The 12661-nt window shown below is 41.2% G+C and carries 11 protein-coding genes and 2 pseudogenes; 7 read left to right on the forward strand and 6 right to left on the reverse strand.

Annotated features, from left to right (window positions below; genetic code table 11):
- Nucleotides 1-69: 69 nt before the first annotated feature.
- From Q0Y52_RS18215 to Q0Y52_RS18230, 4 genes and pseudogenes are all read right to left on the reverse strand, one after another.
- A complete protein-coding gene (locus Q0Y52_RS18215) occupies nucleotides 70-309 on the reverse strand; it encodes a hypothetical protein (protein ID WP_297823956.1) in 240 nt (79 codons plus the stop codon).
- A gap of 155 nt (nucleotides 310-464) precedes the next feature.
- On the reverse strand, nucleotides 465-644 hold the full coding sequence (locus tag Q0Y52_RS18220) for a hypothetical protein (protein ID WP_297823957.1): 180 nt from the start codon (nucleotides 642-644) through the stop codon (nucleotides 465-467).
- 409 nt (nucleotides 645-1053) lie between these two features.
- Nucleotides 1054-2264, reverse strand: a pseudogene (locus tag Q0Y52_RS18225) (ammonium transporter).
- Between the two features lie 73 nt (nucleotides 2265-2337).
- Nucleotides 2338-2676: a P-II family nitrogen regulator gene (locus tag Q0Y52_RS18230; RefSeq protein ID WP_297823958.1), complete on the reverse strand. Its 339-nt coding sequence runs from the start codon at nucleotides 2674-2676 to the stop codon at nucleotides 2338-2340.
- A 243-nt stretch (nucleotides 2677-2919) separates the two neighbouring features.
- On the opposite strand from Q0Y52_RS18230, the gene Q0Y52_RS18235 reads away from it, so the two are divergent.
- The 5 genes and pseudogenes from Q0Y52_RS18235 to Q0Y52_RS19670 all read left to right on the forward strand — a co-directional run.
- Complete coding sequence (locus Q0Y52_RS18235; RefSeq protein ID WP_297823960.1) at nucleotides 2920-3252, forward strand: signal peptidase II; 333 nt, start codon at nucleotides 2920-2922, stop codon at nucleotides 3250-3252.
- Entirely contained in the window at nucleotides 3224-3418 is a 195-nt protein-coding gene (locus Q0Y52_RS18240) for a signal peptidase II (RefSeq protein WP_297823961.1), read from the forward strand. The genes Q0Y52_RS18235 and Q0Y52_RS18240 overlap by 29 nt, the downstream gene beginning before the upstream one ends.
- A gap of 1 nt (nucleotide 3419) precedes the next feature.
- A complete protein-coding gene (locus Q0Y52_RS18245) occupies nucleotides 3420-3638 on the forward strand; it encodes a hypothetical protein (protein WP_297823962.1) in 219 nt (72 codons plus the stop codon).
- A gap of 313 nt (nucleotides 3639-3951) precedes the next feature.
- The gene (locus tag Q0Y52_RS18250) at nucleotides 3952-6471 is read left to right on the forward strand and encodes a TonB-dependent siderophore receptor (protein ID WP_297823963.1); all 2520 of its coding nucleotides are present in this window, start codon (nucleotides 3952-3954) and stop codon (nucleotides 6469-6471) included.
- A gap of 134 nt (nucleotides 6472-6605) precedes the next feature.
- A pseudogene (locus tag Q0Y52_RS19670) lies at nucleotides 6606-6701 on the forward strand (FAD-dependent oxidoreductase); the annotation flags it as partial.
- Here Q0Y52_RS19670 and Q0Y52_RS18255 read toward each other — a convergent pair.
- A complete protein-coding gene (locus tag Q0Y52_RS18255) occupies nucleotides 6680-6817 on the reverse strand; it encodes a hypothetical protein (RefSeq protein ID WP_297823964.1) in 138 nt (45 codons plus the stop codon). The pseudogene Q0Y52_RS19670 and the gene Q0Y52_RS18255 overlap by 22 nt on opposite strands.
- Between Q0Y52_RS18255 and Q0Y52_RS18260 the strand changes: the two genes are divergently transcribed.
- Together Q0Y52_RS18260 and Q0Y52_RS18265 are read left to right on the forward strand one after the other, a co-directional pair.
- The gene (locus tag Q0Y52_RS18260; RefSeq protein ID WP_297823965.1) at nucleotides 6806-7852 is read left to right on the forward strand and encodes an FAD-dependent oxidoreductase; all 1047 of its coding nucleotides are present in this window, start codon (nucleotides 6806-6808) and stop codon (nucleotides 7850-7852) included. The genes Q0Y52_RS18255 and Q0Y52_RS18260 overlap by 12 nt on opposite strands.
- A gap of 129 nt (nucleotides 7853-7981) precedes the next feature.
- Entirely contained in the window at nucleotides 7982-9649 is a 1668-nt protein-coding gene (locus tag Q0Y52_RS18265) for an alkaline phosphatase D family protein (RefSeq protein WP_297823966.1), read from the forward strand.
- Nucleotides 9650-9903: 254 nt separating this feature from the next.
- Here Q0Y52_RS18265 and Q0Y52_RS18270 read toward each other — a convergent pair whose 3' ends face one another.
- Complete coding sequence (locus tag Q0Y52_RS18270) at nucleotides 9904-12426, reverse strand: radical SAM protein (RefSeq protein ID WP_297823967.1); 2523 nt, start codon at nucleotides 12424-12426, stop codon at nucleotides 9904-9906.
- Between the last annotated feature and the right edge of the window lie 235 nt (nucleotides 12427-12661).

Consider the following 12661-nt stretch of genomic DNA (forward strand, 5'->3'; position numbering starts at 1 on the left):
TACACACATGCTGATCTGCTTTGCATTTGTCACACTCTTCACGTCTTGACATCGGCAGGATGACATTGATTAGCGCTTGGTTACAATTCCAACAGATAAATTCATCAGACATAATAAATAGTGGCCTCTAAAACTGGTTAAATAGGATGGGGTTGCCATCAGGATCTTGCAACACACAATGTGCAGGGCCTGATTCAGCATGAGTTGGGGCAGTGCGTCTTGATATAATGTGTTTTCAATAGGGATCACATCAGCTGGATTAAAGGTAAAATATTCGACTCTGAACATACCCTCAAATAAACCCATCATGTGCACTTTTATTTAGGCAAGATACTTTATCTGCGATGAGACCACATTCTGGGCGAGCTTTAAAACCAAAGTTTTCATAAAAGGTTTGTAACTTAATTATATTTTAATATGAAGGCTGAGGGGAAATTGACCTAATTCCATTGTTTCTCTTCTAGTTATGTGTTTGGGTTATTTTTGCGGGTGCGAAGTGCCCAAGCACTGACCACAGAAAACAGCAGTCCAATCACAAACACCGAGGCAAACATCACCATAGACTGTGTGAAGTTGTTACTCACTAATTCTGCGTAATCCGCTAATTTTGAAGCTGTTGCTCTATTACCCTTGCTTCTAGACACTTGAGTTAATTTTTTGCTTCGGAATATTGTATGTAAGTGGCTGTAAATGTTGGGTTGATAAATACTAAATAAAACCAATTATACAATGCAAAAATATGTGCGGCAATCAGGCTGATCCCTAGCCAACACCTAACGCGCCCATAAAACCTAGAGGTGCAGGCAACGTTTTTGTTTAAAGTCTTTTATCCCCATGATGACGGCTAACGACTTATGAGCATCACACTGTATCAACTTACCTTAGTAAATTGTCTATCCAATATGACCATAAAAACTAGTCATGTGGTCCATTATATATACAAAGAATATAAGTATTTCGTCGGTTTAAAATATGGGTAAGATTAAATTTGTTAGTCACGGTTAATATCTATGAGACTTCATCCATGAAGTCCCTTGAATGATGAATTCGGCTTTAATCGTGATTAACCGAACCGATACTATGAATACTCAAATCGGCGCCTTTAAACTCCTCTTCCTCAGTGAGTCGAATGGCGGTCACTTTACTGACAAGACCATACACCACCACAGCCACCGACTAGCGCAACCACTATGCCTGCAACGGTGCCTATTACTTGTGCGGTGAAAGACACGCCGCCCAACCCACCTAGCGACTCAAGGCCAAATATACCCGCGGCAATTCCGCCCCATGCGCCGCATACGCCGTGTAATGGCCAGACGCCCAACACGTCATCAATTTTCTTGGTTTGCTGCATAACGGTAAACAGTTTGACAAAAATCCAGCCGGCTATGAGTCCTACAAACAATGAACCTATAGGGATGCATCACATCCGAACCCGCACACACCGCGACTAAACCTGCCAGTGGTCCATTATGAATAAAACCAGGGTCATTTTTGCCGAACCACAACGCCGCTAAAATACCGCCAACCATCGCCATCAGCGAATTCATTGCGACCAATCCGCTGATGCCGTCCATGCTTTGTGCGGACATAACATTAAAGCCGAACCAACCAATACATAGGATCCATGTACCTAGGGCCAAAAACGGGATGTTGGAAGGAGCGAAGGCGATCAGTCTGTTGTCTTTTTCACGGCCTTTACGTAGCCCTAAAAAGTAAACGCCTACTAAGGCTAACCACCCACCCATACCATGTACCACCACCGAGCCTGCAAAGTCATGGAAACTGGCACCTGTGGTTTGTTGTAACCATGCTTGAAAACCGTAGTTACCATTCCAAATTAATCCCTTCAAAAAATGGATATACCACGGCAACGATCATGGCTGAGGCAATCAAAAAGGGATAAAATTTTGCTCTTTCAGCAATGCCTCCAGATATGATGGCTGGGATAGCTGCGGCGAAGGTCATTAGGAAAAAGAATTTCACTAAGTCATAACCGTTGTTGTTGGCAAGCTCCTGGGCACTACTGAAGAATGTGACGTCGTAGGCTATCCAATATCCAACAAAAAAGTAGGCAATACAGGAAACAGCAAAGTCAGTAATGATTTTCACTAAGCGTTGACTTGGTTTTTGTGGCGCACCGTACCGACTTCTAAAAACGCAAAACCTGCGTGCATGGCAAACACCATGATCGCACCGATCAGTAAAAAGTAGGTATTGGAGCTTTGCACCAGTGTTTCAACGGCGCTGTTAATATCTTGCATGTGGGCTCTCAGTTTATAATTAAAATAATATGTTTAGGGTGTCTGTGGGTAATCTGTCGTTAGACTGTATCGGCTATACAGCCTCATCACCTTCTTCAGAGGTACGGATACGTATAGCGCGCACCACGTCAAAGACAAAAATTTTGCCATCACCAATTTTACCCGTATTGGCTGTGGCGATGATAACTTCGATGCAGCGTTCAACTTGCTCATCTGTTAGTACAATTTCAAGCTTGATTTTGGGTAAAAAATCTACTTTGTATTCTGCACCACGATAAGTTTCGGTGTGACCTTTTTGACGTCCGTAACCTTTTACCTCTGTTACGGTTAGCCCTGAAATCCCGGCCTCAGTTAATGCTTCTCGCACATCTTCAAGCTTAAAAGGTTTAATTATGGCTTCAATTTTTTTCATTTAACAATCCAACATTTTTTGATTTATTAATAATACAGAAGCTTGCCAATCATTTGAGTGATGCTTTTAGAATCAAAATAGATATTTAATAACCATGTGTTAATTGACTGTTAACGCTTGTTAACTTCTATTTTGTAAAATAGTTTAATCTGAAGGACATCTCGTTATGGACTGGGACTGGAGGAGCGTGGATAATCTGGCTCAAATCGCATAATTTATACAATCACGGTCAGAATACAAAAAATGAACTTATTAAAACGCATACAAATGATATCGGTTATTTGTTTAATGATTATCGGAATTGATCAAGGTACCAAATGGTATGCTTCTGAGTACCTACCCAAGTTTGAAATGACCAGTTATTGGAGTGATATACTCCGTATTGGGTATGCCGAAAATACGGGCGCTTTCTTAGGTTTAGGCAGCGGTATGTCAGACTCAGCCAAATTCTGGATATTCGTTTGTGCGGTGGGATTGATTTTATCAAGCTCTGCTGATTTACATCTTAAGAACAAAGACACAAACCGCATATGGATTATCGTCGTTAATGCTTATCTTTTCAGGGGGTATCAGTAATTTTTTCGATAGGGCTGTCAACAATGGCGCAGTGATCGACTTTTTAAATATCGGCATTGGCTCTTTAAGAACGGGTATTTTCAACGTTGCTGATATGGCAATCATGCTGGGCGTATTTTTATTATTGTTTGCTAAAGATATAAAGGCTGGCAGCAAGGAGGAATAAAATGATGGCAAATAGCCCTAAATCAGATGTATATCAGTCACCACTGGGGAAATTGTTTGCTCGACAACAGCCTAAGGTAAAGGCTAAGCCTAGCATGGCTAAATTATTTTTAATTTACGCAGAAAACGACAATAAACGTATAGCTCACCTCATTAATAAATGGCTCAACGAGACCCAACCGGCCCCTAATGGCTTAATAATAAAGGTTAAAAAGTCTTAAATACAGGTTTGATTGACAAGAAATTCAACCTATTTTGATATCAATTCAGAACAGCTGGCTTAAAATCGACAAAACATGTTTACAGCTTGAATTAAGCTTATTAACGACTTACATCATGAACTTAAGGTGGGCTCGTTATATTATATGAACAATACAACTATCGTATTATAGCTTATGAACCAAAGATAGCGCATAGTAGCGTTGAATTAATGTGTTTGGACAGGTGAATGCCAGTTTAACGAGGCGTTAATTTACAAACTAAGTACACACATAACTTAGAATATAATTATAACTCTTTCCAGAGGATAAGAAATTGTCTAAAAAATTTATAATAAAAAATTTAGTAGTTGCTATGGGAATGACCTGCGTCGCACTACCAGTGATGGCCGCAGAAGAAGAGAACAAGAAAGATGACGCTGAAGTGATAGTGGTGGTAGGTTCACGCGCAGCCCCTCGCTCTGTTGCTGACTCACCCGTGCCCATAGATGTAATTAGTGGTAATGAATTGATGGCTAATGGGCCTTCAGACATGGCGACACTTTTGCGAACGGTAACGCCTTCATATAACGTTAATGCTCAAGCCATTTCTGATGGTGCAACGATTGTAAGGCCTGCAAATTTACGTGGTCTTTCTCCTGATTCGACTTTGGTGTTAATCAATGGCAAACGTCGTCATAAAGGTTCCATTATTGCCTTTTCAGGTGGTGGTATCGCTGACGGTGCTCAAAGCCCAGACGTATCGACTATACCCGCGATTGCTTTAAAACAAGTTGAAGTATTACGCGATGGTGCATCGGCACAATATGGTTCAGATGCAGTTGCTGGTGTAATTAACTTTGTGCTTAATGATAACGACTCTGGCGGCATGATTGAAGCCAAAATGGGTGCGTTCTCTGAAGGTGATGGAGAATTAATAACAATATCAGGTAATGTGGGTTTACCTTTAAGTGACAATGGTTTTATCAACTTAAGCTTTGAGTCTAACCAGCAAGATGCAACGAGTAGAAGTACTCAACGTAGCGATGCACAAGGTTTGATTGATGCCGGTAATAGTGACGTTAGAACACCAGCCGCTCAGGTTTGGGGCTCACCTGAAATTTCAGATGATTTGAAGTTATTTGTTAACGCCGGTATTGATTTAGATGGTGACAGTGAAGCTTACCTGTTTGGTAATTGGTCAGAAAAAACGGTTGAGGGTGGTTTCTATTTTCGTAACCCTAATACCCGTGGTGGAGTATTTGGAGGACCAACGCTTGCAGATGGTTCCGCTTCTATTCTTACCGCTGACTTAACTCCTGGTGCCACTGATAATTCGGCTTGTCCAGTGGTTGCTATCGTCGATAACGCCCCCGATGCGGCTGCACTTGCCTCATTATCTGGTGCTAATTGTTATGCTCATAATCTAAGATTTCCAGGTGGCTTTACACCGTTTTTTGGTGGAGACGTAGTTGACCTATCTTTATTTGTAGGAACACGTGGCGAATTCAGCAACGGCGTACTATACGATTTCAGTGCTGGCGTAGGTGAACATTCGACAGAGTTTCGTATAGGTAACACTGTCAACTCTTCTCTAGGTCCAGATACGCCAACTCAATTTACTCCTGGCGCCTATGCGCAATTAGAAAAATCATTGAATGCCGATTTTTCTAAAGAAGTAGATAGAACATTGGGATTAGAATCGTTAATTGTTTCATACGGTGTTGAACTTAGACAAGAGACCTTTACCATTACCGCAGGTGATGAAGCGTCGTTTAAATTAGGGCCTCTTGTAGATCAAGGTTTTAGTATCGGCTCAAATGGTTTTCCAGGCTTTAAACCAGCTGATGCAGGCTCGTCATCACGTACCAGTAAAGCGGCATATTTTGACACAGAAGCACAATTTAGTGATGCGTTTATGACACAAGTCGCATTCAGATTTGAAGATTTTAGCGATTTTGGCTCTAACTTTAGCTGGAAACTAGCGAGCATTTATGAATTGTCTGATTCATTCAAAATCCGAGGCTCTGTTGGTACTGGTTTCCGTGCACCCACTATTGGACAAAGCAATGTTCGATCTGTGCAAACACAGTTTGATGGCGGTGAATTGGTTGATATAGCCACATTACCTCCAACTAATCCTGTTTCTGTCAGATTTGGTGGCGTTGAGTTAACACCTGAAGAAGCGACCAGTTATGCGTTTGGTGGTGTTTATCAAGACGGTGACTTCTTCCTTACTTTCGATTATTTCAACATCGAAGTGACTGACAGGATCACGCAGACTTCAGCCGTTGCACTCGATGATAATGATAGAGCTGAATTAGCTGCTTTGGGAGTAACAGATGCAATAGGTTTGGCTAAAGTTAAGTTCTTTACTAATGACTTTGATACAACCACTCAAGGTATTGATGTAGTTGCTAACTATTCGATTGACGCTTTTGGCGGCAGTATGAAGTATGCACTTGCCTACAACTGGACTGAGACCACTGTTGATAAATTTGGTGAAAATGTCAGTCAAACTAAATTAAACCGTTTAGAGCGCGGATTACCTGAGCAAAAAGGTTCATTTACAGTTGATTACTCTGCTGATGATTGGACATTAATGGCAAGAGCAAATTATTATGGAGAATGGTTCCAATTCTCTCCAGATATTACTGGCGATGCTGTTGTTCTGTTAGATGCTGAATTTGCTTATAACTTTGATGGCGGAACAGCTATTTCTGTCGGTATTAATAATTTGACTGATGATAATGGTCCTGTTGCTTTAGGTGCACCTGCTGGTCGCTCGTATGCTTCAACTTCACCATACGGATTCAATGGTCGCTTTATGTATGCAAAAGTTTCACATCGTTTCTAAGCTAAGCTAATTTAAGTTAGTGTACATTTAGTTATGGAAGTAAAAACCAGTACCTAGGTATTGGTTTTTACTTATTGTGACGTCCAACTTTCAGGTGAAAGGATTTTTTTAAAACAACCCAAAAGTGCTAGTCGATGACAAGTAACATAACCATTATCGGGGCAGGGGTGATTGGCGCTGCGACTGCGTTAACATTGCAACAAAGAGGTCACGAGGTATTGTTACTCGATAGAGAGCGGCCAAGTGCAGGCGCCTCATTTGGTAATGCTGGTGCAATAGTCAATGGTTCTTGTGTACCACAGCCACTCAAGGCATATTCTTCGATGCCATCAAAATGCTCAGTCAATCCAATTCTCCCTTATGTATTCGCCCCTCTTATTTCCCTAAAGTTTTACCTTGGCTTATGCGTTTTATGTGGCAAAGCCGCACTTCTTCAGTCAACAAAAATGCCCAAAACTTGCACGCCCTATCACAACATGCGGTGCAAAGCTGGCGCAAATTAACCCAGGATACAACCCTTAGTCAATTCTTCAATGCGAAGGGATGGCTCAAAGTATATCAATCAGATCAGATGTTTGATGGGACCCTGCGTTCAAGACAAATCTTGGATCAGATGGGCACAAAATACCAATGCTTAAATGCGTCTGAAATTCATGATCTTGAACCCCATTTAGCCCGAACGTTTAAGCACGGTTTCTTTCAAGACGATAGCTTAAATGTGAATGATCCGCAGCTACTGGTGCAAGGCATGGTTGATTTATTAGTCAGGCGTGGCGGTCGTTATCAACAATTTAATGTTGATGCAATACAAGATATTAATGGCGTTATTCAACTTAAAGGTAAAAGAGGTGAATTACTCAGTCAAAAAGTGGTGATTGCAACTGGTGCTTGGTCCCGTGGTCTGGCGAAACAATTAGGGGATGATATTCCCCTAGAGTCTGAACGCGGCTATCATTTGATGTTACCTGAGTCCACCCATTCGCTGATTAGTAGGCCGATTGTTAATGGCGAAAATGATTTCGTATTATCACCTATGAATAAGGGTATACGCCTCATAAGTCAGGTCGAATTTGCCGGTTTGCATGCACCACCGGACTACAGCAGAATTCGTAAACTTTTACCAGTGGCTAAAAATATGCTACCTAAGCTTGAAATTCATGAAGAATCAGTCTGGTTAGGTCATCGTCCTTCGCTGCCTGACTCTTTACCTGTTCTGGGGTACTCAAGTAAGAGCCAGAATGTAGTCTATGCATTTGGTCATCAACACTTAGGTATGACATTAGCGGCAATTAGTGGTGATATTATTGCCGACTTACTCGGTAACAAAACACCCAAAGTATCCCTTTTTCCTTATCGTGCCAATAGGTTTGGCTGGCACTGATGAAGTTATATGTTTTGAAGCCATAATAGCAAACCACTTTTGTTCTTTATCAGTGCATGCCGCTGCCTAGAATTTCACTCAATAATACGATAATTCGAGGTTGACTCATTATCGTTTGGAGAATATGTAATGCCTAAAAAAGTAACCCGCAGACAAGCAATGAAAATAGTTTCTAGCGTTGCCTTATTGCCCTTTACAAGTTGCGATACTCAGGGCGAATTAGGCAATCAGGTTATTTTTGCTCATGGCGTGGCAAGCGGTGATCCAGACCAAAGTAGTGTGGTGATCTGGACGCGAGTAAGTGGCTTAACAACTCCAGTTAAGGTGGATTGGTTTGTTGCTACTGAAGCAAGTTTCAAACATGTTGTCAGCAGCGGTGTCTTCAACACAGACATTCATCGAGATCATACTGTTAAAATAGTCGCTGATGATTTAAAGCCTGGAGAATCATACTTCTATAAATTTGCGGTCGCAGATTCTATTTCACCCACTGGTCAAACTCAAACGCTACCTGTTGGACATGTTGAACAATTAGTTGTGGCAGTCACCACCTGCTCTAATTATCCGTTTGGATATTTTAATGCTTATGATGCGATTGCAAAAGACGCGTCCATAGATTTAGTGGTGCACCTGGGTGATTATATCTATGAGTACGGTGTTGAGGGATTTGGTGGTGAAATGGGAAAACGTATCGGACGAGAGCATCACCCTGCTCATGAAACACTGTCTCTTGATGATTATAGAAAACGTCATGCCCAGTACAAAACAGATCAAGGCTCACTCGCCATGCATGCTAGGCATCCATTGATTGTCATCTGGGATGATCACGAAACAGCTAATAATCCTTGGATGGCCGGCGCCAAGAATCATCAACTGAATGAGGGAAGCTGGGAGGCAAGGCGACTTGCGTCACTGCAAGCTTACTACGAATGGATGCCAGTGCGTGATCCTGTCCAAGTGAGCGACCGGGCAAAATATTGGCGACATTATAAATTTGGCGATCTTGCCAGCCTCATCACACTTGAAAGTCGGCATACCGGCCGAAGCCAGCAAATCAGTTATAATCAACATTTGCCGAATATTCAAAGTAAAAAGCAAGCTAAAGCGTTTTCACAAAATGTCATTAATGCAGCCGATCGCGAAATGTTATCTAAGGAGATGCAAGTCTTCTTAAAAGATGAACTCAATGAATCGGTCAGTGCTGGGCGTCGCTGGCGCATCATTGGTAATCAATCGGTTATAGCTAAATCAATCGCACCGAATTTAGACGACCCCATACTCAATAACTTACGTGACAAACTCAGTCTAGAAAAACAACAAAAGCTGGTTGAACGTACCCATCTTGGAAAATATTCCTTGCCCTCAGACCTTGATACTTGGTCAGGTTACCCTGCGGCCCGTGAACGATTTTATCAGATTGCCAAAGACGCTAATGTTCAAGACTTACTCGTAATCTCGGGTGACAGCCATAGTTTCTGGCAGAATAAGTTGTTCGACGACCGCGGTCAATCGATGGGCGTAGAGCTTGGTGCGACTGGCGTGACGTCACCTCGTTCAATTATGGAAAGTCTAGGAGGTGAGGTCATGCAGCGCTTCGACGCACTCAATACTGCCAACAACGAAGAGATCATTTGGAGTGATGGCCGCCACCTTGGCTTTATTCGATTACAAGTCAATCACCAAGGTGCACGTGGGGAGTATGTAACTATGTCAAATGTGCGATCACGCAACTATGAAACCCAAGTATTGCGCACTGTCGACATCACTCATCAAGATGGTTTACTAGGATATGAATAATATAAAAATATCTAAAAACGACAGTACCTGTGGCTGGAACGAAATGCCTATTTCAAGAGCTGATTTTTGACAAAAAATCAATCTATCAAGGAACAGGCATCAGTAAATTAGTTAAGATGTTTTGTGATGTCGATGATTTTTGCAAAGTATTTGTCCCTCAATGGTGAAAACAAGTGCACAAAGACGTGATGCAAAAACACCTTAACAAACTAGTTAAGGTGTAACGTTAAAAATGAAGTTGTTACCATTAAGTGTCAAGCTGCAAATTCCGCTAGGGATTTTGGTCGAGCGACCGAGCTGTACAATTCCCAAAAATATTGGTGGCTATCGTATTGAGCTGAGTTCAAGTCAACGTTAGACAATCGGTTAGGATCTGAAAAAACCATCGCGCTTTGAGCGAAGGTATGTAATGCCTTAAAGGACTCTTTATTTTGCCGAAAGTAAGCATGAAAATCATGTGCTAAATTAAGTGAAATTGGGTAGTTCTGAGCATCATCTGGCATGGTTGCCTGACTTACTTTGATTATCGTGTCTAGGGTACTATTATCGGCCACTTGATAGCGCGCCACAATGTAATCCTTTAACTGTTGGTAAAAGGCAGTCCACCCGCTTGGCATTGATTTATCTTGATTGAAGAAATGCACTGCCCAAGTTAATAGAGGGTATGCGTTTGGTTCAGCCACACAATCATCAAGCAGATTTTCTATAAAAGTACTCGCATCAATCGCATATTCCCATTGCATAAAACGGATGACATAACGGAGTAAACTATAGCCATCGGCCATAACATACACTTCATACAGTTTTTTCATCCGCTGAATATCCGCTTGAGTATAGCTGTAAGTAGATATTAAGAAATTATGTTCATCAGCCTTAATTTCATATTTTTGCATATAGCCGGGCTCAGCCATTGGGCTATTGGGCAGAAGCTGTGTTGGATACGCTTTTACTGAGACATCCATATCAATATAGCGTTGTAAGTCAGCCATAAATGACTGAATAGTCATGCCGGGTAAACCTATCATTAAATCGGTTGATAATGGCAAATTCAAATCAGTAAAAGCTTGTGCGAGTTCGTCATAACGTTGTGTCTTAATGTTCTTGCGATTTATGACTTCTAAGGTTTTTTCATCAGTGGTTTGAATAGAAATAATACCTTGCCCGATAATACCGCCTTCAGTAAATATCTTAATAATTTCAACTAAGCGCCATGTTGAATTCTTTGTATAATTAACCACAATTTCCTGCGGGTACCCGTACTTACGTTTGATATCTACAATAAATTGAGATATTTCAATATCCCGATCATATAGGCCATAGTTTGCATCTGCAATCCACATTACACGGACTTTGTTTTTGCCAATCCAAGTGATTTCATCCATCACGCGTTGTAGGTCAAACTTGCGAATTTTTTGGTTAGTCGCCGATCCCCAATCACAGAAAGTACAACCGTAAGGACAGCCTCGATTCGTTTCAATAATGGCCGCTTCAATACGGCCATTGTAGCCATCAAACAAACCATTCAAATACGGTGAAGGCACATCATCAGGTGATTTCATTCGTTCACGTGGGCCGGTGCGCATTAATCTTCCGGTCATGGGTTCGCGATAAGTTAACCCTGCCACTTTTGCTAGTTGCGAAATATTCGTCGTTAGTTGCCTATTGACTGAAGCATCAATGCAGTCAAAAATTTCAGTGATAGTCACTTCACCTTCACCGTGAACGGCTGCATCAACTGAACGATGCTCGGTCATAAAGTCTTCACAAGCTTGTTGATAATCAGGCGTACTTGGCCCTCCGTGTATCATTAAATTAACTTTATTATGCTGTTTGACAAAGTGACTAATTTGCATATTCACATCTATCGACCACATGTAATTTGAAAACAACCACACTCCAGGCCCAAACTTGCGATATGGGCCGTCAAAAAGTGCTTGAGGTGCTAGGTAATTAAGTGGAATAAATTGAAAACGTTGTAACAACTCAGCATTTTTATAGGCGACTAATGCACTATATAAAACGCCTAAGGCTAATGGAAAATGGTTTTCCATATGAGGGACAAAGTATACTGGGATTTTATTTGATTTTGGTAAGGCTTGCCAATCAGTTGCATGCCCTAATGAATGTTCGGTAATTGTGTTAAAGGGAATAAGGACAGGCTCAGTGCCCTCTACTTTATCTTTCATTGAAGTCAACCAAGCAGCGTCAGTGAATTTCTTTAACATCGTGGTTATTGTATCAACGCTTAATTGTAAATTGGCTTTTTCAGCCATCACATTAGCTACTGATTTACCATCACCAAAAGCGAGCAATAAGATTACCTCAACCACGCTCAGAGCAAGGAAGCCGTTTTGTGGTACAGACCATGCTGCATACCCTTGTGGTGTGGGGACTATACCCAAATGAGTGCTTAACCGAAGTGCTCGTAGCTGAGGTTCAGGTTGGTCATTTTCTACTGGATGAGTGTTTTCAACAAAAGCCTCAAACGACACTTCGGGTGGATTAAGCGATGGCTTATCAACAATGGCTTCAACCTCTTTGTATTGTACAAATCGACTATTTATTTGTTGCTCACTCACATTGGGAAAGTGAGTGTTCAACACAGGATCGGCTAAGATAATTTGCATTATGTCATCTGCATTTTCATTTCTGGCAATATGGCCTAAAACAAATAAATCGACATCATTTAATATAATAGATTTAGTCGTGCCTGAGACGTTAGCAAGCAGTGAATAGCCATTGCGATAGAAAATGATTTTATGTTGATTAATGTACAATGCTAAAACCAAACAGTTATTTTAAATATAATAAATTCACTATAACGAATATTACCAGTACTTGTAAGCGTTTTACTTTGAGTAAATCCAATTCCGTTTAGCAACCTGTTAACACATTTAGGGTAGCGGTAGTAACTGTTGATAGACCTTCCTAATCCGTTGCTTAATCATTTTACCACTCTCATCCCTGCAATAACTGGGGCCGCGTCACATTTAATTTAATGGTGTTGTTTTC

Source organism: uncultured Paraglaciecola sp., from assembly GCF_943787955.1.
In the GTDB taxonomy this organism is placed as follows: domain Bacteria; phylum Pseudomonadota; class Gammaproteobacteria; order Enterobacterales; family Alteromonadaceae; genus Paraglaciecola.